Source organism: Polyangium jinanense (assembly GCF_028435265.1).
Lineage (GTDB): Bacteria > Myxococcota_A > Polyangia > Polyangiales > Polyangiaceae > Polyangium > Polyangium jinanense.
The window spans coordinates 63,434-86,957 of record NZ_JAGTJK010000007.1; the positions used below are offsets into that span (position 1 = coordinate 63,434).

Genomic DNA, 23,524 nt, shown 5'->3' on the forward strand with positions numbered 1-23,524 from the left:
TTGACAGGAAAGGATCGAACGAGCCGCTCCGGACTCGATCATCCGAGCCAGATGGCTCGATCGAGCCGGCCCGATGTTCCGCGTGGGGCGCATGGAACTCCGGCCCTTCCAGCGGCTCGCGAGGCGCGCTACGCTTCGTGGCACGAGGCATGCATATTCAGTCGTGGGCCATTGCTTTCGAATTGAACCGTCCAGGGCTGATCGTGGGTCGGAACGACACGGCGGCGGAGACGAACCACGCAGCTGGTGTGCACGAGCTATTCGAAGCATGTGTCGCCCGATCACCCGACTCCATTGCGGTCGTGTTCGGGAGCGAGAGGCTGAGCTACAGCGAGCTCGATGGTCGGGCGAATGCGCTCGCACATCACCTGCGATCCCTGGGTGTCGGGCCGGGGGACCTGGTCGGGCTTTACGTCGAGCGGTCCCTCGAGATGGTCGTCGGGCTCCTTTCGATCCTGAAAGCGGGTGGCGTGTACATGCCGCTCGACCCCGCGTATCCAGCGGAGCGGCTCTCGTTCATGCTCGCGGACGCGCAGGTCGACGTGTTGCTCACGCAGCCGAACCTGGCCTCACGCCTGCCATTGCGATCGGCGCGCGTCGTTTTTCTCGAACCGGCACGCGCGACCGCGTCCGAGAGCCCAAAAACCTCTCGGGGCGCGCCTTCGGATCTCGCATACCTCATTTACACCTCGGGCACGACGGGCGAGCCAAAAGGCGTCATGGTCACCCGTGGCAGTTTGTCGTATTATGCGAGGACGCTCGCGTCCACGCTCGGGATCACGACCGAGGATCGGTATCTCCACACCGCATCGATCGCGTTCTCGTCCTCGGTACGCCAATTCCTGCTCCCTCTCGTGTGCGGCGCGACGCTCGTGATCGCGACGTCCGACCAGCGGCGTTCGCCGAGGGAGTTATGGGCGGCGGTGGAGCGGCACGGGGTCACCGTGATGGACCTAGTTCCATCGCACTGGAGGAGCTTGAACTTCGTGCTGTCGGAGGTCGACCCGGCCACGCGAACGCGCCTCGTCGCGCCCCACCTTCGCCTGGTCCTGTCCGCGAGTGAAGCGCTCTCCTCCGATGTTGCTCGCGCTTTCCGCGCGCTCGCCGGGCCTCGGGTCGAGCTCGTGAACATGTTCGGCCATACCGAGACGACCGGCATCGTGGCGACCCATCGCATCACGGACGAAGACATGCACGCGCGGGGCGTGCCGCTCGGCAAACCGCTGCCGGGCGCGACGGTGCACGTGCTCGATGCCGACCTCCAACCTTTGCCCGTCGGCGTCGAGGGGGAGGTGTACGTCGGCGGTCCGGGTGTCGCGCGGGGATACCTGAATCGCCCGGAGCTCACACGAGGGCGATTCTTGCCAGACCCATTCCGCGAGGAGCCCGAGGCGCGTCTCTACCGCACCGGCGACCTCGGCCGCATTCTTCCCGACGGCGACCTCGAATACCTCGGCCGAATCGATCATCAGGTCAAGATTCGCGGATTTCGCGTCGAGCTGACCGAGATCGAATCGGTGCTCGGGCTGCACCCGTCCGTCCGTGCGTGCGTGGCCGCGGCGCGAGAGGATGTCCCGGGTGACCCGCGCGTCGTGGCGTATGTGGTGCCCGTCGAGGGCCCTCCTGCGACGCATTCCTTGCGCGAGCATCTCCGCGCGAAGCTGCCCGAGTACATGGTCCCTTCCGCCATCGTCCTGCTCTCCGCGCTCCCGATGACGCCCCATGGCAAGGTGGACCGCAAGGCGCTGCCGCCGCCCGCAGACGAGGACGTCTTGCGGCCCCGGGCCTATGTCGCGCCTGTGACGAAGACGGAGCAGAGGCTTGCCCGGCTTTGGGCCGAAGTCCTCGGGATCGACCGCGTGGGCCTGCACGATGACGTCTTCGATCTCGGCGCCCATTCGCTCAGCGCGACCCGCGTCGCGAGCCGCATCGCGTCGATCCTGGGCATCGAGATCCCGCTCCGCGCTCTCTTCGAGGCGCGCACGCTCGAAGCGCAGGCGCGCCTCGTCGACGCCGCGGGAGACGCGACGGGGAGCGATCCGATTGCGCGGGCCGATCGTTCGACGCGATTGCCACTCTCGTTTGCCCAGCAGCGGCTCTGGTTCCTCGATCGCCTGAGCCCCGGCTCGGCGCGCTACAATATCCCGATGGCTCTGCGCCTCGGCCGGACGCTCGACGTGAAGGCGTTGCAGGCGGCCCTCGACTGGCTCGTCGCGCGGCACGAGATCCTGCGCACGACGCTGCGCGAGGACGAGGCCGGGCCCTTTGCATGCATCGCCGCGGTGGGCGAAGGGGCCCTCTCCGTCGAGATTGCCCCCGACGAGGATGCGCTCCACGCGCGCATCGCGGAGCAGGCGCAGAGGCCCTTCGACCTGTCGAGCGGCCCGATGCTGCGCGCCACGTCGTATTCGCTCGGCGACGACGATCATGTCCTCCTCCTCGAGGTGCATCACGTCGCCTTCGACGGCTGGTCGACGAACATCGTGATGCGCGAGCTCGCGCACGCCTACACGGCATTCTCCACCGGACGAGCGCCAACGCTCCCGGCCCCGAAGATCGATTATGTGGATTTCGCGGTATGGCAACGGCGATGGCTCACGGGCGACGCCCTCGAGCGTCGCCTGTCCTACTGGAGGGAAAACCTCGCGGGTGCGCCGACACTCGAGCTACCGACGGATCACCCGAGGCCGGCCGTGTCCTCCGGGCGCGGCGCGTGGCTGCCCGTTCAATTCGACGGAGCGCTGAGCGCAGGGATCGACGCGCTCGCCCGTACCACGGCCGTGACGCCGTTCATGCTGCTGCTCGCGGCGTTTGCCGCCGTGCTCTCGCGCCATGCCGGCCAGGATGACGTGGTCATCGGCAGCCCCATCGCAAACCGCAATCGCGAAGACCTCGAAGATCTCATCGGGTTCTTCGTCAATACGCTCGCGCTCCGCGTCGACCTCTCCGGCAATCCGACCATCGAGGATCTCCTGCGGCGGGTCCGTCGCGCGACGCTCGACGGATACACGCACCAGGACGTGCCCTTCGAGACGGTCGTCGACGCGCTCCACGTGCCACGCGACGCGAGCCGTACGCCGCTCTTCCAGGTCATGTTCGTTCTGCAGGGAGCGACCGTGGACGCGCCGAGCATGGGCGAGCTCTCCGTCGAGCCTTGGCCCGTCGAGCGGAGGAGCGCGAGGTTCGATCTGACGCTTTCCCTGGAGCGGGCGCCGGACGGGTACCGAGGCGGCATCGAGTACTCCGTCGATCTCTTCGAATGCAGCACCGTCCGGCGCCTCGCGAGCCATTTGCAGCGATGTCTCGCCTCGATCGTCGACGCGCCCGCGTCGCGCGTCTCCGATCTCGACCTCCTCACGCCGGACGAGCGCCGGACGCTCCTCGTCGAGTGGAATGACACGGCGGCGAGGGCGCCTCACGCCGCGAGCGTGCACGAGCTCTTCGAAACGTGGGTGGCGAAGACGCCCGACGCCGTCGCCGTGGAGCACGAGGACGAGGCTATCTCCTATGCCGAGCTCCATACGCGGGCACTCCGCCTGGCTCACCACCTGCAATCGTTCGGCGTCGGCCGGGAGACCCTGGTCGGGCTCTGCCTCCCGCCCTCGATCGAGCGTATCGTGTCGGTCCTCGGGATCCTTGCGGCGGGCGGCGCGTACCTGCCGCTCGATCCGTCCTATCCGCCGGAGCGGCTCGCCTTCATGCTGAACGATGCAGGGCCTCCGATGGTCCTGACAGACGATCGGAGCCGCGCGCGGCTCGCCGGTTATCGTGGACGAACCGTCTGCCTTCCCGTGGAGTCATGCGAAATCGCCACCACGCGCGCGGAAAAACTTTCGACGCAGGCCCGGCCGGCGGATCTCGCGTACGTCATTTACACCTCGGGCTCGACGGGCAAACCCAAGGGCGTGCTCGTGGAGCATCGAGGGCTCACCAGCGCCATCGAGGCTGCAATCCACATGTTCGAGGTGACGCCGGCCGATCGCGTGCTGCAGCTCGCCTCGCTGAGCTTTGATGTCTCGAACCTCGAAATCTGGACGGCGCTCGCGGCGGGCGCGACGCTTTGCCTCGGCGCGCCCGAGGATCTCGCGCCCGGCGAGCCCTTGCAAAGGTTCCTCGCTCACCGCCGAATCACGATCCTCTCCCTGACGCCGTCCACGCTCGGGGCCCTTCCCGTCGCCCATCTCCCCGCATTGCGGCTCCTCAACCTGGGAGGGGAAACGTGCGCCCCGGAGCTCGCGCACGCATGGCGAAGACAGGGGCGCCGCATCGTCAATTCCTACGGCCCCACGGAGGCGACCATCTGGTCGACCGCGATGTCGATCCGCGATCCCCACGAGCCGACCCTGATCGGCCGCCCCATCCCGAATACGCAGGTGTATATCTTGGACAAACACGCCCAGCTCTCGCCGATGGGCACACCGGGCGAGTTATGCGTGGGCGGCGCGGGCGTCGCGCGCGGGTATCTGAACCGGCCCGCGCTCACCGAGGAGCGGTTCGTGCCGAATCCGTTCGGGGAAGGCAAACTCTACCGGACGGGTGATCGCGCGCGTCATCGCGAGGACGGTACACTCGAGTTCCTCGGCCGCTTCGATCGTCAGGTCAAGATCCGCGGGTTCCGCGTCGAGCTCGGCGAGATCGAGGCGGCCCTCTTGACCCACACCGGCCTGCGCGAGGCAGCGGTTGTCGTCCGCGAGGATCGGCCCGGCGACGCCCGGCTCGTGGCCTACGTCGTCCCGAGCGCGCCGAAACGAGCGTGGAGCGACGAGGCACTCGAAGCCGGCAAGGAGCTCCGGCGGCACCTCGAGGCGCGCCTTCCCGATTTCATGGTGCCGTCCGTCATCGTCCCCCTCTCCGCGCTCCCGCTCGGCCCCAATGGCAAGCTCGACGTCGAGGCGCTCCCGGCGCCTTCTCGCGAGGACCGCGGCCCGTCGAACGCGCTCGTCGCGCCGCGGGGCTCAACAGAGGCCGCGATCGCGGACATCTGGCGAGACGTCCTCTGCCTCTCCGCGGTCGGCGTGCACGACGACTTCTTTGCGCTCGGGGGCCATTCGCTCCTCGCGACGCAGGTCATCGCCCGTATCCGCGTGACACTCGGCGTGAATCTCTCGCTCCGATCGCTCTTCGACGAGCCGACCGTCGCTGGGATGGCTGCCCGCATCGAGGCGCTCGAGCTCGCGCGCGCCCTCGAGCCCTCGCGGACCACGCCTCATTCAGGTCAAGAGGAGATTTCGCTGTGAAGAGCCTGGCGACGACAGCCGAGCCGTACGAGATCAAGCTCATCAACATGCCGTTTGCGGCGGAGCACCTGCCGTCGCTTGCCCTCACCCAGATACGGTCCGTCTTGCGGCGCGAGTTCGGCGCGCGCGTGCGGGTCGAGATCTGCTATCTGAATCTCGACGTTTCGCGCCGGATCGGGGCCATTTATCACGAAATCGAGGACTCGATGGAGCACCTCCACACGGGCCTCGGCGATTGGCTCTTCCGCAAGAGCGCGTTCCCTGATGCGGACGACAACGTGGACGAGTACTTCCGGCGCTGCTATCCACGGCGTACGCCGGAGGTGCAATCGCTCCGGGCGCGGATCCTGCCGCTGCGCGCGGAGCTCGACGCCATTCTGGAAGAGCTGCTCGATCAGCACCGGCTCCACGAGGCCGATCTCGTCGGCTTCACCTCGATCTTCATCCAGAACATGGCGAGCCTCGCCATGGCGCGCAAGATCAAGGCGCGCGCTCCGCATGTCGTCACGGTGATGGGCGGACCGAACTGCGAATACCCCATGGGCGCGGTGCTGGTCGAGGAGGCGCCGCAAATCGATTTCGCGTTTTCCGGGCCCGGCCTGAAAAGCTTCGCGGGGTTCGTCCGGAACCTCCTCGACGGCGAGCAGGAGGCCTGCCACCGCATCCACGGGGTCATCTCGCGCGACAACCTCGGCGCGTTCGTTCCGGAGGAGGACAAGCTCCTGCTCGCGGACGATCTCGTGCGCTCCGGCGCGTTTTTCCCGTCGAAACGCGTCAAGCGGCTCGACCTCGTGACGGACGCGGCGCGTGCCGCATCCGGGCCGGCCTGCCGCGCGCCGCGCCTGCAGCAGGTCGGCGAGGAGCTGCCGCTCGATTACGACGTCGAGCTCGATTACGACGACTACCTCGATGCGTTCGAGCGAAACCGGCCGCCGCACGCCGAGAAGGCAACGCTGCTCGTGGAGACGTCGCGCGGCTGCTGGTGGGGCGAGCGGTCGCATTGCACCTTCTGCGGCCTGAACGATCTCACGCTGGGGTACCGGGCGATGGCGGCGGATCAGGCGGTCCAGCAGTTCGAGCGACTCTTCCGGTACGCCGATCGGGCGTCACGATTGATGGCCGTTGATGTCATCATCCCGAAGAGCTTCCTCGACGACATGCTTCCCCGGCTGAAGACGCCGGACACGATGGAGATCTTTTACGAGGCGAAGAGCGATCTGACGGAGGAGAACGTCGCGGCGATGGCCCAGGCGCGCGTCCTTACGATCCAGCCCGGCGTGGAGGCGCTCGCGACGTCGACGCTGAAGCTCATCAAGAAAGGCAGCACGGTCTTCCAGAACATCATGCTGCTCAAGCGCTGCGTGATGTACGGCATCTTCCCGGCCTGGAACCTGCTGCTCGGCATTCCTCGCTCGGACGAGGAGATGTATCGCAGGTACGCGGCCATCATCCCGCTCTTTTCGCACCTGCCGCCGCCGTCGGACGCACTCCAGGTGCGTTTTGATCGGTTCAGCCCCTACTTCACGAACGCCGAGGAGTACGGGCTCCGGCTCGCGCCCATGGAACATTATGCCATGATTTACCCGTTCGGCCCCAGCAAACTTCGGGACATGGCGTACTTTTTCCGCGACGAGAACTTCGAGGCGCCCTATTTCGTGCACCTGGCGCAATGGTTCACGATGATCAAGGACCTCGTCGCGACCTGGAGGGATCGCTGGCCGGAGAAGGATCCGGAGGGGCGCGCCGAGCTCTACGCGGCGAGGCGCGGCGACGAGCTCGTGATCCACGATTCGCGCTCGGGCCGGGCGGTGGAGCACGTCATCGCGCCCTCGACCTGGTCCGTGCTCCTTTCGTTCGACAAACCCGCGCCCCTCGAGCGCGCGGCAGCGGAGGTGCGCCGAGCGCTGCCCGACGTCGACATGGACCGGGAGATGGAGTTCCTCGTGAACAAGGGGCTCCTGTTCCAGGAGGGCGAGCGATACTTGAGCCTTGTCCTGCCGGGGCGCGCGCCGCTCCGCCCGGAGGAGGATCTCCGCCGCGGGTGGGGATCCGTTTCCCAGCAATCGGAGCTCCGGACGGTGATCACGCTCTGACCCGCGAGCAATGGAGACCATGGATACCTTGATCGCGCTCCTCGCGGACGTCCGGAAAAAGAACATCAAGCTCTGGGTGGACGGCGCGGACCTGCGCGTCTCCGCACCGCCCGGCGCCCTCACGCCGGAGCTCATCGGTGTCCTCAAGGCGAAGAAGCCGGAGCTCATCGAGCTCCTGCGCGCGTCCGCGGCGTCGCCCTCGGCTGGCGGGCCGGTCCCCGTGCCTCGCGGCGGGCCGCTGCCGGCCACGTTCGGGCAGCAACAACTCTGGGTCCTCGATCAGCTCGGGTATCGCTCCGTGTACTCCGTGCCCCTCGCCGTCGAGCTCGTCGGCAAGCTCGACGAAGGCGTGCTCGGGCGCGCGCTCGACGAGATCGCCCGGCGCCACGAGGGCCTGCGAACCACGTTTGTCCAGGTAGAAGGCGAGCTCCGCCAAGTCATCCGCGACCCGGCGAGTGTCCCCGTGGCGAAGCTCGACCTGCGGGCGCTCGAGCCGGCCGCGCGAAAGGCGGCCCTCGACGACGCGATCGCCGCCGAGCGGGACCGGCCCTTCGATCTGGCCGAGGGGCCGCTGCTGCGTGCCCTCTCGATCAGGACTGGCGAGGACCGCTTCGTCCTGATGCTGACGCTGCACCACATCGCCTCCGATGGCTGGTCCATCGGGGTGCTCACGCGCGAGCTCTCGGCCCTCTACGCCGCGTTCGCCTCCGGAGCGCCGACGCCCTTGCCGGAGCTCTCCGTCCAGATGGCCGACATCGCGGTCTGGCAGAGGGAGCGACTGCGAGGCGAGGCGCTCGAGCGCTCGCTGCGGTTCTGGCGAGAGCGGCTCGAAGGCGCGCCGACGCTGCTCGATCTACCCATCGCGAGGGAGCAGAGCCCCGAGGAGGCGCTTCCCATCGAGCCGCGTGGTGCCCGGCTCGACTTCCGCATCGACGCGGAGACGACGCGGGGCCTTTCTCGGCTCGCCGAGGAGAGGGGCGCGACCCTGTTCATGACGCTGATGGCGGCCTTCCAGGTCTTGCTCGCGCGTGTCAGCGGGCAGGACGACGTGCTCGTCGGCACACCCGCCGCGGGTCGCACGCACCAGGCGCTCGAGCCGATGATCGGCTACTTCGTCAACACGCTCGTGCTGCGCGCCGAGCTCGGCGACGACCCGACGTTCGCGGACTTTCTCTCGCGTGCGAAACCGCACATGGTCGCAGCGTACGAACATCAGGACACGCCCTTCGAGCGCCTGGTCGAAGCGCTCGGGGCCCCGCGGATCCCGCGGCGCAACCCGCTCGTGCAGGTGCTCTTCGCGCTCCAGAATGCCGTCCGGATCGACCTCTCCCTCCCAGGAATCGAGGCCACGCCGATCGAGGTGCCGACGCGGGCGGCGCGCATGGATCTCGAGGTCGACGTCCTGCCGGTCGGCGATCACCTGGAGGGGTATTGGGTCTACGATCGTGACCGCTTCGATCGCGCGGCGATGGAGCGGATGGTGGCGCAGTTCCGGACCTTGCTCGAGGGGATCGCGGCGGACCCAGGCAAGCGGATCGGAGCGCTGCCTCTCCTGCCGCCGGAGGAGCGACATCGGATCCTGGTCGAGTGGAACGACACGGCCGCCGACCTGCCCCAGGAAGGCGCGGTGATCCGGCTCTTCGAGGCGCAGGCGGCGCGGACGCCGGAAGCGATGGCCGTGGTCCACGACGCGCGGACCTTCCGGCAGGGGCTCACCTACCGCGCGCTGAACGACCAGGCGAACGCGCTCGCACGCCACCTCGTGGCCCTGGGCGTCGGGCCCGAGACGCTGGTCGGCCTCTTCACGGATCGGTCGGTCTCGATGGTGGTCGGGATGCTCGCCGTGCACAAGGCCGGTGGCGCGTACGTGCCGCTCGACCCTGCGCTCCCGCCGGACCGCCTGGCGTTCCTCCTCGCGGACACCCGCGCGCCCGTCGTGCTCACCCAGGCGCACCTCGCATCTCGCTTGCCCATGGGTGAGGCGCGTGTCGTCGTTCTGGACGACGCGACTGCCTTCGCGGCCGAGCCCACGCACGACCTCGGGAACGACGTGGCCCCCGGCCATTTGGCGTACGTCATGTACACCTCGGGCTCGACCGGGGAGCCCAAGGGCGTCTTGATCGAGCACCACGCGCTCGTGGCGCACACGACCCAGTACGTCCGTTTTCACGGCCTCACGCCCTCGGATCGGGTGCTCGCGCTCGCCGCGTTTCACTTCGATGCTTCGGTGGAGCAAATCTTCCCGGCGCTCGTCGCGGGCGCCTGCGTGATCCTGCCGGACTGGGAGCTCGAGCCGCGTGCCTTCTCGCAGAAGCTCGCCGAGCTCGAGGTGACGCTCCTCGACACCTCGGGCGCGCATTGGCGAGGGCTGGTGGATGCATGGCTGGAGACGCCGGCGCTCGCCGAACGTCTGCGTCTACGTAGCTTGATCGTCGGCGGCGATGTCATGCCGGTGGAGGTCGTACCGCGGTGGCGACGAACGGCGCTTTCGACGCGGACGCGGCTCTTCAACGTCTACGGCCCGACCGAGGCCACGGTCGCGGCCACCGTGTACGAGGTGCCCCGCGATTTCGATGCTCGGCTGCCGCGCATCCCCATCGGCATGCCGCTCGCGAACCGCACAGCGTACGTGCTCGACCCGAACCTTCAGCCCGTACCGATCGGCGTGCCGGGGGAGCTTTTCCTCGGCGGGATCGGACCTGCCCGCGGCTACCTGAATCAGCCGTCGCTGACCGCGGAGAGGTTTGTCGCCGTCGCGTCGCTGCCGTTCGTCGCGGAGCTCTCTCCGGCGGCACGACGAGGTCGGGTCTACCGGACGGGGGATCGATGCCGGTGGCGACCGGACGGCACGCTCGATTTCCTGGGCCGAACGGACAACCAGGTCAAGATCCGCGGCTATCGTGTCGAGCTCGGCGAGATCGAAGCCGAGCTCCGGCGGCACCCGTCCCTCCGCGACGCCGTGGTCGTCGTCCACGAGACGAAGGGGCATCGTTCCCTCGTGGCCTACGTCGTCCCGGAGGGCATCGCGGAGGACGATCTCGATCGGGAGCTCGGCGGCGCCTTGCGACGAACGCTGCCCGAGCACATGGTGCCCTCTCGATTCCTTGCGCTCGCGGAGATCCCGCGCGTCACGACGAGCGGCAAGGTCGACCGGGCGGCGCTGCCCGACCCGGCGAAGGTCGGCGTCGCGCGTGATCAGACCTTGCCGCGCACCCCGACGGAAGAGCAGGTCGCCGCCATCTTCTGCGAGGTACTGAAGCTTTCGCACGTGAACATTCACGACAGCTTCTTCGACATCGGCGGACACTCGCTGCTCGCGACCCAGCTCGTCCTGCGCGTCAACCGCGCGTTCTCGCTACACCTGCCGCTCCAGGCCGTCTTCGAGAACAGCACGGTCGTCGAGCTCTCCGCGTCGATCGATCGCACGAGGCTCGCGCAGGACCTGCTCGCTTCGGGAGGCGTGGGCGCCGAGGGCGCGGGACGAGGGGAAGAGGGCGAGTTGTGAGCGCTGTCGAAGCGCTCCTCGGCGAGCTTCACGGGCTCGGCGTGCGGTTCTGGATCGAGGAGGACCGCCTGCGTTTCCGGGCCCCCGAGGGGGCGCTGACGCCGGCCTTGCGCGAGGCGATGGCCGCGCACAAGGGCGAGATCCGTTCGTTCCTCCTGCGGGGATGGAGCCGCAAGGACCAGAGCCTCCCGCTCGAGCCGGCCTCGCGGCAAGGCCCGCTGCCGCTCACCTTTGGCCAGCAGCGACTCTGGTTCCTCGACCAGATGGGCAGCGGCACGGCCTACAACATGCCGCTCTCCATGCGCTTCGAGGGCCCGCTCGACATCGACGCGCTCTCGCGCAGTTTGTCCGAGATCGTGCGCCGCCACGAGAGCCTGCGCACGACGTTCGTCGCCCGGGGCGGCGAGCCCGCGCAGGTGATACGGCCGCCGCAGGCGATGGCTCTGCCCCTCGTCGACCTGTGCCACCTCTCCGCCGCCGAGCAGGATGCCGAGGTCGCGCGGCGTGTGCAGGCCGAGGGGCAGAGGCTCTTCGACCTCGCGTCCGACACACTGCTCCGCGCCTCTTTGCTCCGGCTGGCCGAGGGGCCCGAGCCCGTCCACGTCCTGCTCTCGACCATGCACCACATCGCCTCGGACGGCTGGTCCATGGGCGTCTTCTTTCGCGAGCTCGAGATCCTCTATCGGTCGTTTGTCGAGGGACGGGCGTCGCCGCTCCCGGACCTCCACCTCCAGGTCGCCGACGTCGCGGTCTGGCAGCGCCGCGTGCTCACGCCCGCGGTCCTCGCGCCGCACATCGCGTACTGGAAGAACATGCTCGACGGCGCGCCGGCCGTCCTCGAGCTGCCCGCCGATCGCCCCCGGCAGGCGGCGAGCGCATCGCCATGCGGGCTCTTCCGCTTTCGGATCGAGCCGGAGCTGACCTCCGCCCTGCGCGCGCTCGGGCAGGACGCGGGCGCGACGCTTTTCATGACGCTGCTCGCCGCCTTCCAGGTGCTCCTTGCACGGTGCTCTGGCCTGGACGACGTCGTCGTCGGCACGCCCATCGCCGGCCGCAATCGGCAGGAGCTCGAGCCGCTCATCGGACTCTTCGTGAACAGCCTCCCCATGCGGGCGGACATCTCCGACGATCCGACCTTCCTCGGTCACCTCGGCCGCGTGAAACAAATCACGCAAGATGCCTACGCGCACCAGGATCTGCCCTTCGACAAACTCGTCGAGGCGCTCTCGTCCGAGAGGAGCGCGAGCCATCATCCCGTGTATCAGGTCGCGTTCGCCCTGCACAACACGCCGCGGGGCGCGTTCTCGCTGCCGGGTCTCCGGACGACGCCGCTTCACGTGCAATCGCAGCAGGCGCGCCTCGATCTGGAGATTCACCTGGACGAACGGGACGGCGGGCTCGACGGGCTCCTGTTCTACGACACCGGCCTCTTCGACGCGGCCACCGTCGAGCCGATGATCGACCGATTTCGCGTGCTGCTCGAGGGGATCGTGGCCGATCCGCGGAGGCGGGTGGGGGACCTTCCGCTCCTCGGCGAGGCCGAGCGGCGCCGCGTGCTCGTGGAGGGCAACGAGACGGCGGCGGCGTACCCGGACGCGCTCTCGGCGCACGAGCTCATCGAGGCGCAGGCGCGGCGCACGCCCGACGCGATCGCCGTGCTCTTCGACGGTGGGGACGCGCCGCAGACGCTCACGTACCGCGCCCTCGTCGAGCGCGCGCACGCGCTCGCGCATCACCTGCGAGCGCGCGGGATCAGGAGGGGACAGATCGTGGGGATCTGCCTCGATCCGTCCCTCGATCGGGTGGTGGGCCTCCTCGGCATCCTCGCGGCGGGCGGCGCGTACCTACCGCTCGATCCGGCGTACCCGCGCGAGCGACTGGGCTTCATGCTCGAGGACGCGCGGCCCGAGGTTGTCGTGACACACACCTCGCTCGTCGAGAAGATACCGGCGAGCGGCATACGGTTCGTCTGTCTGGATCGAGACGCGTCCGCGCTCGAGGCGGCGCCACGCGGTCGTCCCGAGAGCGGTGTTCGTCCGGACGATCTCGCGTACGTCATCTACACGTCGGGCACGACGGGCAAGCCGAAGGGCGTGCTCCTTTCGCACCGGGGGCTCGTCAACGTCGCCGAGGCCCAGCGTCGCATCTTCGAGCTCGGGGCGGGCGACCGGGTGCCTCAGCTCGCGCCGCTCGGCTTCGACGCCGCCACGTTCGAGATCTGGCTCGCGCTCGCGTCGGGCGCGACCCTCTGCCTCGGCCCGCGGGAGGACGTTTTACCTGGCGAACCCTTGGGGCGATTCCTGTCGCGTCATCGCATCTCGATGGCGACGCTCACCCCCTCGGCGCTCGCGGCCCTGCCCGTCGCAGATTTGCCGGCACTCCGCACGATCGCGGTCGCGGGCGAGGCGTGCACGCCCGCGCTCGTCGAGGCGTGGGCCCGCGGGCGTCGCTTCTTCAACCTGTACGGCCCCACCGAAGCGACGATCTGGTCCACCGCGAATCCTTGTGCCGAGCCCGCCGACGCGACGCGCATCGGGTGCCCGATCCCGAACACGCAGGTCTACGTGCTCGACCGCCGACAGAAGCTCGTACCCTTCGGCACGCCGGGCGAGCTCTACATCGGCGGCGTGGGCGTCGCGCGCGGCTACCTGCATCGGCCCGAGCTCACGAACGAGCGCTTCGTCCCGAACCCCTTCGGCGAAGGGAAGCTCTACCGGACCGGGGATCTCGTTCGACGCCGCGCCGAAGGCCACCTCGAGTTTCTGGGGCGCGTCGACGATCAGGTGAAGATCCGCGGCCATCGCATCGAGCTCGGCGAAATCGAGTCGATCCTCGGATCGCACCCCGCAGTGCGGGAGGCCGTGGTCGTCGCCCGAGAGGACCGGCCCGGCGACAAGCGCCTCGTCGCGTACGTGGTCCCCGCGTCGAGCGACGTCGAGGCGCAAGCGAGCCACGTCGAGCAATGGCGAAGCCTGTACGAGGAGACGTACGGACAAACCGCCGATGTGGTGGATCCGACCTTCGACATCCGCGGCTGGAGCGACAGCTACACCGGCGCGCCGATCCCCGCCGAGGCAATGCACGAGTGGGTCGAGGCGACCGTCGCCGACATGCGCGCGCTCGCGCCCCGTCGCGTGCTCGAGATCGGCTGCGGCTCGGGGCTCTTGCTGTTCCGGCTCGCGCCGACGTGCGCGTGCTACCTCGGGACGGACCTCTCTGGCGAGGCCGTGGCTCGGCTCGAGCGCGTGCGGCGGACCATGAAGGGGCTCGAAGGCGTCACGGTCGAGCAGCGCGCGGCCGACGACTTCCAGGGCATCCCGGAAGGCGCGTTCGATGTCGTGCTCATCAACTCGGTCGTGCAGTACTTCCCGAGCGTCGATTACCTGATCCGCGTGCTCGAGGGCGCGACGCGGGCGGTGAGGCCGGGCGGCGCGATCTACCTCGGCGACGTGCGCAATCACGCGCTCTTTTCGGCGTATCACGCATCCGTGCAGCGTCATCGTGCGCCGGACGACCTCGATCGCGCCGGGCTCGCGGCGCTCGTCGAGCAGCGCATGCTCGACGAGGAAGAGCTCTTGATCGACCCTGCGTTTTTCCTGGCGCTCTCGGCGCGCCTGCCGCAGATCGGCGCGGCGGAGGTTCGCGTCAAGCGCGGGCGTCATTCCAACGAGCTGACCCGCTTCCGTTATCAGGTCGTCCTGCGCATCGCCGGCGGCGCGGCCCCTCCTTTCGCGCCTGCCGAACATGACGTTCGCTGGGCGGGTTTCTCCGTTGCGTCGCTCCACCGGCACCTCGCCGAGGCGCTTCCGGCCTCCATCGTCGTTCGCGATGTCCCCGACGCGCGCGTCGAGGACGACGTGCGGACAGTCGCGTGGCTCGTCGGCGCGCACGAGGATCGCGTCTCCCACCTGCGACAAACGCTCTCCCAGGCGCGCGACGGCGTCGATCCCGAGGCCTTGTGGTCGCTCGCGGACGAACTCGGTTATACCGCGCAGATCGGCCCTTCCGCGTCGGGCACGCCGGGCGCAATGGACGTGGTGTTCTGGCAGCGCGATGCGGACAAACCCACGTCGGATCCGGCTCTCTCCACGAGGGCTGCGGCGCGGCCGTGGCATACGTACACGAATAACCCTCTGCGCGGGAAGATTCACCGGCGCCTCTGGCCCCGGCTCGCCGAGCACCTCCGCGCCACGTTGCCCGAGGTCATGATCCCCGCGGCATGGGTGACGCTCGACGCGCTGCCGCTCACGCCGAACGGCAAGGTGAACCGCAGGGCCCTGCCGCCACCCGTTTCGTTATCGTTTTCGCAGGAAGCCGCCGGGGCGCTCCCACGCACGCCCACGCAGGAGATCCTTGCCGGGATCTGGCGCGAGGTGCTCGGCCTCTCGGCGGTGGGCATTCACGACCGCTTCTTCGATCTCGGCGGCCATTCGCTGCTGCTCACCCAGGTCGCGGCACGGGCGCGCAAAGCATTCGAGCGCGAGTTGCCCCTTTCGATCCTCTTCGAGCACACGACGATCGCGGCCCTTGCCGCGTGGATGGACGCGGGCGCGGCGCCGCCCGGCGCTCCTCTCGTGGCGAGCGAAACGCCCGTCCTCCGCCCCGCGCCGCGTAATGGCGCATTGCCGCTTTCGGCCGCCCAGGAACGACTTTGGTTCTTGAACGAGCTGCAAGGCAGCGACGCCGCCTACAACATGCCCATGGCGTTCCGCGTCTCGGGGCCGCTCGACGTTGCGGCCCTCGAGCGGAGCCTCGCCGAGATCGTGCGGCGCCATGAGAGCCTGCGAACGAACATCGTCACCGTGGCGGATCAGCCCACGCAGATCATCCGTCATGCCGATTTTCGCCTTTCCGTGCTGGACCTTCGCTCGGCCTTCGAGCGAGCGCGCGAAGCGACCGCGCTCCGCCTCACGGCCGAAGAGGCCGCGCGCCCGTTCGACCTGGCGAACGATCCGCTGTTCCGCGCGACGCTCCTCCGTTTGCACGGCGAAACCGAGCATATCTTGCTCGTCGTTGTGCACCACGTCGTCTCGGACGGCGGGTCCATGGGGATCCTCGTCCGCGAGCTCGAGGCGCTCTACGACGCGTTTCGCGCGGGTTTGCCCTCACCGCTCCTCGAACCGTCGATTCAATATGCCGACTTCGCCGTATGGCAGCGGGCGTGTATCTCGTCGGGGCGAATGGCCGAGGAGCTTGCCTACTGGAAGCGAAAGCTCGAAGGCGCGCCCCCTTCGCCGAGCTTGCCGCGAAGCGGTCCGCGGCCCGAGCGGCCGTCGTCGCGCGGAGCCGCCGCGTCGCTCACGCTGCCCGCGTCCCTCCACCGGAGGCTCCGCGCCTTCAGCCAAAAGCAGGACGTGACGCTCTTCGTCACCCTGCTCGCCGCCTTCGAGCTCTTGCTCGCTCGTTTGTCTAGGCAATACGATGTCGTCGTGGGGACGCCGGTTGCCCATCGAAACCGGGTCGAGCTGGAAGGGGTGTTCGGCCTCTTCCTGAACTCGCTCGTGCTCCGCACGGATCTCTCCGGGAGCCCCACGTTCGCCACGCTCGTGCAGCGCGTCCGGCGCACGACGGTCGAGGCGTTCGCGCATCAGGACCTTCCCTTCGAGAAACTCGTCGCTGAGCTCTCGCCGTCGCGCGACCTCCGCCAGAGCCCGTTCTTCCAGGTCCTGTTCAACATGGTGCCGGCGGAGGCGAAGACGCCGAGGCTCACGGGCGTCGAGGTCTCGGGCGTGACCGGGCTCGGAGACGAGCCGGCGAAGTTCGACCTCTCGCTCTACGTCTCCGATGCCCGGGACGAGCTCGAAATGCGGGCGGTGTACAAGGCCGACCTCTTCGCCGCCGATACGATCGCGCACGTGCTCGAACAGTTCCGGCACCTGCTGGCGCAGGTCTGCGACGATCCGACGCGCCCCATCGATGCGTTCTCGCTCGTCACGCCCTCGATGCAGGCCGTGCTCCCGGACATGTCGCTCCCCCTGCCCGAGCGGCCCATCGAGCCCGTCCCGGCGCGGGTTGCACGCATCGCTGCGGAGGCGCCGGATCGGCGCGCCCTTGCGCGAGGAGGCGCGGCGTGGTCCTACCGAGAGCTCGTGGATCAGGCGGCCGGTGTCGTCGGCGCATTGGAGCAGGCCGGAATCGAGCCGGGCCGGGCCGTGGCGGTTTCGGGGCCACGCTCCTTCGGTCTGATCGCCGCCATGCTCGGCGTCCTCGCCGCCGGCGGCGCGCTCCTCCTGCTCGATCCTCGCCTCTCGCCAGGGCGCCGCGAGGGGATGCTCACGCAGGCCGGCGCGCGCCACGCCATCGTCGTTGTACCAGAAGGACAAGCGCCGGCCTGGCAGCCCCCCGAGGGGATCTTCGTCGTGAACCTGGACCCGGACCGGGGTTTGTCCCCGGCATCGCTCGCGGCGCGGCCGACGGCCTTCCCCGCGCTCGCGCCCGACGCGCCGGCGTACATCTTCTTCACGTCCGGCACGACGGGCACCCCCAAGGGTGTCGTCGGCCTCCACAAGGGCCTCGCGCATTTCTTGCAATGGCAAGGACAAACCTTCGGGATCGGCCCGGACGACCGCGCGGCGCAGCTCACGGCCCTCTCGTTCGACGTCGTCCTGCGCGACGTCTTCGTCGCGCTGGTGAGTGGAGGCACGCTCGTCCTGCCTCCGGACGACGATCCCATGGACGGGCGCCGCCTCTTCGAATGGCTCGAGCGGGAGTCGATCACGCTGCTGCATTCGGTACCCTCCCTCGCCCAGGCCTGGCTCGCGGACGCGCCGGAGGGCCGCGCCATCTCCGGGCTTCGGTATGCGTTTTTCGCAGGCGAGCCGCTCACCGACGCGCTCGTCCTCCGCTTTCGCGAGCGCGCCCCGGGCTGCCAGATCATCAACCTCTACGGCCCCACCGAGACCACGCTGGCCAAATGCGCCCACGTCGTGCCTCCCGTCCCGCGTCCGGGCGTGCAGCCGGTCGGATTTCCACTGCCGGACACCCAGGCGCTCGTGCTCCGCGGCGACGAGCTCTGCGGCGCCTTCGAGCCCGGGGAGATCGTGATTCGCACGCCCTTCCGCACGCGGGGCTATCTCCACGACCCCGACGAGCAGGCGCGACGATTCCAGCGCAATCCGCGCACGGACGATCCGAACGATTGCCTCTATCGCACCGGCGATATTGGCAGGTATCGCCTCGACGGCTCGCTCGACATCCTCGGCCGGACCGATGATCAGGTGAAGATCCGGGGCGTGCGTGTCGAGCTCCGGGGCATCGAGGCGACGCTTTGCCGGCACCCTGACGTGGCGCAGGCCGTCGTCGTGGCCGAGGGCGAGGGGATCGAGAGGCGGCTCGTCGCGTATGTCGTCCCCCGGGGCGACGAGGCGCGCGGCCGACGAATTCGCCCGGATGGCTCCGCCCTTCGGAAGCATCTCCTCGAGACACTGGCCGATTCCATCGTCCCAAGTGCCTTCGTTTGGCTCGATGAGCTTCCCCTGCTGCCAAACGGCAAGGTCGACCGGAGGGCGCTGCCGCGATCGGGCGCGGAGACAACGAGAGGGCAGGGGGGCGTCGATCCGCGCAAGGCCGAAGAACGAATGCTCGTGCGCCTCTGGGAAGAGGTGCTCGGCAAGGGCCCCATCGGCGTCCGGGACAACTTCTTCGATCTCGGCGGACACTCCCTCCTCGCTGTTCGGCTCCTCTCGAAGCAGAAGGATCTGTTTGGCCAGACAATCCCCGTGTCGGTGTTCTTCCAGCATCCGACCATCGAGGAGATGGCCCGCCTGCTCGGGAGCCCGCCGGAGGTCGACGTCTGGGCGCCGCTCGTCGCGATTCAACCGCGCGGCGAGAGGCGGCCCATCTTCTGCGTCCCCGGGGGCCACGGCAACGTGCATTACCTGTCCCTGCTCTCCCACCATCTCGGCAAGGACCAGCCGTTTTTCGCGCTCCAGTCGGTTGGACTGTCTGGAAAAACCTCACCTCACACGACGATGGATCCGATGGTCGAGCGTTACGTCGACGAGATCCGCGCCATTCAGCCTCGTGGTCCGTACTCTCTTTTGGGTCATTCCTTCGGCGGAAAGGTCGTCTTCGCCATGGCGCAGCACCTTCATGCCATGGGCGAGCGGTCGCGTGTGGTCGTGCTCGACTCGATTCCGCCCGGCGCGCGGCACATGCCGGAGCGCGCGTGGGACGAGGTCGATGTCATCCACGAGATCATCACGGGTTTCGAGGAGCTTGGCGAGGGGAGCGTGGACGTCTCTCACGCCGAGCTCGCAGCGATGACCTCGGACGAGCGGCTCGCATTCTTCCAGCGCCACCTGGAGAGGATCAGCCTGCTCCCGCCGGGCTCGGACATTGCCGAGGCGCGCGGGCAGGTGAACGTCTACCAGGCATCGAAGCGTTTGGTCTACGAGCCGAACCATCCGGCGCCGATCCCGCTCCTCTATCTCGCCGCCGAGGAGAGCGGCGCCGAGATCGCCGAGCGCAAAGTGGCGGGGTTCTCGAAGCTCGTCCCGGTGACGGCGAGGGTCGTCCCCGGAGGTCACGTGACGATGCTGCGGGAGCCTCACGTGCGAACACTGGCCAGCGTGCTTTCGGAGTACTTCACGGACGCCGGGTAGGTCGAATTCCTCGGTTGGAGCTCATCATGTACGTGCTGGGAATCAATGCGGCATATCACGAATCGGCGGCTTGCCTGCTCCAGGATGGCAAGGTCGTCGCGGCGATCGAGGAAGAACGCCTCTCGCGCCGGAAGCACGGCAAGACCGCCGAACCTTCGAATGGCCACGAGCTGCCGCGGTTCGCGATCCAGCATTGCCTCGACGCGGCGGGCATCACGCTCCGGGACGTCTCGTGGGTCGGCTACTCGCTCGATCCTCGCGCGCGCCTTGCGAACAAGGACATCGCGGATCGGGTCCTCCCGGGCGGATGGGGGAGCACGGAGGGCGAGCAGCTCTTCTTCGACCTCCTGCAGCGGGTGCCCGCGGAGCTCCGCGCCATGGGAATGACCGGGGAACTCAAATGGGTGGGCCACCACCTCGCGCACGCTGCGTCGGCGTTTTATCCCTCCGGGTTTGGCGAGGCGGCCATTCTCTGCGTGGACGGGATCGGCGAGCTCGGATCGACGCTCTTCGCATACGGCAGCGGGACCCGCATGGAGGCGCTCGACGAGATCGGATACCCCTCCTCCCTTGGCTTCCTTTGGGAAAAACTCTCCAAGTTCCTGGGGTTCTCCGAGTACGACGCGTGCAAGGTCATGGGCCTCGCGTCCTACGGCGATCCCGCGCGCTACCTGCCGCACTTCGAGCGCCTCCTCTCGCTCGCGCCAGAGGGGCGCTTCGCGCTCGACGGGGACACGCTCTGCTTCCGGGTCGAGGAGTATCAGCTGCTCGAGGCGATGTTCCAGATCCACGCGCGCAAGAAGGGCGAGCCCGTCCTCGCCGCGCACGAGCACATCGCCGCGGCGCTCCAGGAGATCACGAACCGCGCGATCACGCACATGATGCTCCACCTCGCGAGGCGCACGAGATCAAAAAACCTTTGCATGGCCGGGGGCGTCGCGCTCAACTGCGTCGCGAATCGCATCGCCTTCGAGGCGAGCCCTTTCGAAAGGCTCTACGTCCAGCCGGCCGCGCACGACGCGGGCACGGCGCTCGGCGCGGCGCTCTACATCTGGCACGGCATGCTTTCCCACCCCGAGCGATCTCCCCTTCGCCACGCCTACACGGGGCCGAGCTTCGACGACGACGCCATCGAGCGCGCCCTCGCGAGCTCCGGGCTCGTCTACGAGCGCGTTGCCGACATCGAGCGGAAGGTCGCCGAGCTCATCGCCGGCGGCGACATCGTCGGCTGGTTCCAGGGCGCCATGGAGTACGGCCCGCGCGCCCTCGGCAATCGCAGCCTGCTCGCGGATCCGCGCTCCCCCACGATGAAGGAGGTGCTGAACGACCGCGTGAAGCACCGCGAGCCGTTCCGCCCCTTCGCGCCGAGCGTGCTCGTCGAGGAGGCCGGGCGATGGTTCTGCATCGGGAAAAGCGCTGACGCCTCCGATTTCATGCTGATCGCCTATCCTGCCCGACCCGAGCAGCGGGAGCGCATCCCCGCCGTCGTGCACGTCGACGGCACGAGCCGCGTGCAGACCGTCCGCCGCGAGACGAATCCTCGGTATCACAAGCTCATCTCCGCCTTCCAGGCCATCACGGGCGTGCCCATGCTGCTCAACACGTCGTTCAACGACAGCGAGCCGATCGTCTGCACGCCCGAGCATGCGATCGAGACGTTCAAGGGGACGCGCATCGACGCGCTCGCCATCGGCGATTTTCTGGTCGACGCGCGAAAGCAACCATCGAATCGGCCGAGCGGGCCGAACGGCAGGGCACATTGAGAACCAGGGTCACGGGCATCGGGGGGAGCCCCGCGGGCACGAACGTCATCGGCTTCATCTTCCGGCAAGCCGCCGATGAACGCCCGAAGCTGCTCATCGCCGCGACGGGCGCCGGCATCTCGAACACGCTGGTGGTCACGCTCGTCGGCTTCGTCGCGCAATCACCGGACGACGTGGGCATCGAGGTCTTCTTGCTCTTTGCCCTGGCCGTCGTCGTGTACGTATTCGGCGCCCGCTACGTCTTCCACCGGATGACGGATATCGTCGAGGAGATCCTGTTCCGGCTGAAGAGCCGCATCGTCGAGAAGATCGAGCGCGCCGAGCTCGCCGGCCTCGAGCGCCTCGGCACGGCCGAGATCTACGATCGCATCACGGAGAACGCCACGCTCATCTCGAACGCCGCGGGCGTCGTCACGAACGTGATGCAGCAGATCCTGATCTTCGTGTTCGCGGTGCTCTACGTCGCGTGGCTCTCGCTGCCGGCGTTCGTGCTCGTCGCGTTCCTCGTCGCGGTGGGCCTCACGCTCTATTTCACGCGCTCGGAGGGGATGACCCCGCTCCTCCGCGAGCTCGCGCGGACGCGTATCGCATTCCTCGACAGCCTCACCGATCTCTTGCGGGGCTTCAAGGAGACCAAGCTGGGACGCGCGCGCAGCGTCGAGATTCGCGCCGACATCGACGCGACATCGGCATCGCTCCGCGACGTCTCTCGCAAGGCCAATCATCTCTTCGACGAGAATTTCATCCTCGTGGGCTGCACGCAGTTCGCGCTTCTCGGCGCGCTGGTGTTCGTTCTGCCCCGACACGTCACGATCGAGGGGGTCACCCTCTCGAAGCTCGTCACCGCCGCGATGTTTCTCTGGGGCCCGCTCCAGGCTGCGGTCAGCGGTTATCCTGCGTATGTCCGGTCAAACCATGCCGTCAAGGACATCCTCGCGCTCGAGGAAAAGCTCGACGCTGCCGCGGACGCCGCGCGCGTCGAGCAAGCCGAGGACCCGTGGAAGGGCAAGCCGGGCGTGATCGCGATGAAGGACGTCGAGTACGCGTACGCCGGGACGAACGGCGACGCATCCTTCCGCATCGGCCCCATCGATCTTTCCATCGAGCCCGGGGAGATCGTCTTCATCGTCGGAGGCAATGGCAGCGGAAAATCCACCCTGCTCAAGGTCCTGACGGGACTGTATCCGGCGACCGCGGGCGTGCTTCGCGCGGGCGACGAGCGTGTGCGCCCCGAGAACGTGGCCTCGTACCGCGAGACGATCTCCGCGATCTTCTCGGACTTTCATCTGTTCTCGAGGGTGTACGGTCTGCTCGGCGTCGACGAAGCACACGTGCGTCGCCTCCTCGTCGAGATGCAGCTCGAAGGCAAGACGGATTTCCAGAAGGACCGGTTCACCAAGCGCGAGCTGTCCACCGGCCAGAGAAAGCGCCTGGCCATGATCGTCGCGCTCCTCGAGGACCGGCCCATCTGCGTCTTCGACGAGTGGGCCGCCGATCAGGACCCGGAGTTCCGCAAGCACTTCTACGACGAGCTCCTCCCGTCCCTCAAACGGCGCGGCAAGACGGTGATCGCCGTCAGCCACGACGATCGATATTTTCATTGCGCCGATCGCGTCGTTACGATGGACTACGGGAAGATTCGCACCATCGAACACGCGGCCCCGGCGCCCTCCCGCAGCAGCATACCCTCCTCGAACGAATCGACAAGCGAAGCGAGGTCATGACCATGACAACCGAGAAGCCGCAAGCCAAAGACGACAAGGACGAGCCGAAGGTCGAGACGAAGGAGGAGCCCAAGCCGGCCGCCAAGGAGGAGCCCAAGCCGGCCGCCGAGACGGTCTCGCGTATCGGTCGCGCCGAGGCCATCATCCGGCGTAACGTGCTCTGGTCGCTCGGCGCGGGTGTCGTACCCATTCCGTTCGTCGACACGCTCGCCGTGTCGGGCGTGCAGATCAAGATGCTCGCCGAGCTCTCGGAGCTCTACGAGGTCGGCTTCAAGGAGGACGCCGCCAAAAAGGTCGTCGGCGCGCTGCTCTCGAGCCTCGGCGGCACGGCGCTCGGCGCGGCGATCGGCGCGAGCTTCGCGAAGCTCATTCCCGGCGTGGGGACGGCACTCGGGATCGTCACCGTGCCGCTCATCGCGGGCGCGTTCACGCACGCGACGGGCAAGGTCTTCATGATGCATTTCGAGTCGGGCGGCACGCTCCTCGATTTCGACCCGCAAGCAATGCGCGCCTACTTCAAGCAAGAGTTCGAGAAGGCGAAAGAGACCGTTGCGAAGGTGCAGGAGGAGGAACGCGCGAAGTCGGGCAAGGCGAGCTGA

The 23,524-nt window shown here is 68.2% G+C and carries 7 protein-coding genes; all 7 read left to right on the forward strand.

Features of this window, described 5'->3' with window-relative positions; translation table 11 throughout:
• Positions 1-149 precede the first annotated feature (149 nt).
• From KEG38_RS16980 to KEG38_RS17010, 7 genes are read left to right on the forward strand one after another with little or no spacing between them, the layout of a single operon-like run.
• Positions 150-5,237, forward strand: coding sequence for a non-ribosomal peptide synthetase (locus tag KEG38_RS16980; protein WP_272420602.1), 5,088 nt, complete (start codon positions 150-152; stop codon positions 5,235-5,237).
• On the forward strand, positions 5,234-7,330 hold the full coding sequence (locus KEG38_RS16985; protein ID WP_272420604.1) for a RiPP maturation radical SAM C-methyltransferase: 2,097 nt from the start codon (positions 5,234-5,236) through the stop codon (positions 7,328-7,330). Before KEG38_RS16980 ends, KEG38_RS16985 begins: the two co-directional genes overlap by 4 nt.
• A 19-nt stretch (positions 7,331-7,349) precedes the next feature.
• Positions 7,350-10,835 (forward strand): non-ribosomal peptide synthetase, encoded by a 3,486-nt coding sequence (locus tag KEG38_RS16990; RefSeq protein ID WP_272420605.1) that lies wholly within the window; start codon positions 7,350-7,352, stop codon positions 10,833-10,835.
• Entirely contained in the window at positions 10,832-19,438 is an 8,607-nt protein-coding gene (locus tag KEG38_RS16995; RefSeq protein ID WP_272420606.1) for a non-ribosomal peptide synthetase, read from the forward strand. Before KEG38_RS16990 ends, KEG38_RS16995 begins: the two co-directional genes overlap by 4 nt.
• Before the next feature lie 26 nt (positions 19,439-19,464).
• Positions 19,465-21,201, forward strand: a complete 1,737-nt coding sequence (locus KEG38_RS17000; RefSeq protein ID WP_272420608.1) for a carbamoyltransferase family protein — start codon at positions 19,465-19,467, stop codon at positions 21,199-21,201.
• Positions 21,198-22,925: a cyclic peptide export ABC transporter gene (locus tag KEG38_RS17005; RefSeq protein ID WP_272420609.1), complete on the forward strand. Its 1,728-nt coding sequence runs from the start codon at positions 21,198-21,200 to the stop codon at positions 22,923-22,925. Before KEG38_RS17000 ends, KEG38_RS17005 begins: the two co-directional genes overlap by 4 nt.
• Positions 22,926-22,927: 2 nt before the next feature.
• On the forward strand, positions 22,928-23,524 hold the full coding sequence (locus KEG38_RS17010) for a YcjF family protein (protein WP_272420611.1): 597 nt from the start codon (positions 22,928-22,930) through the stop codon (positions 23,522-23,524).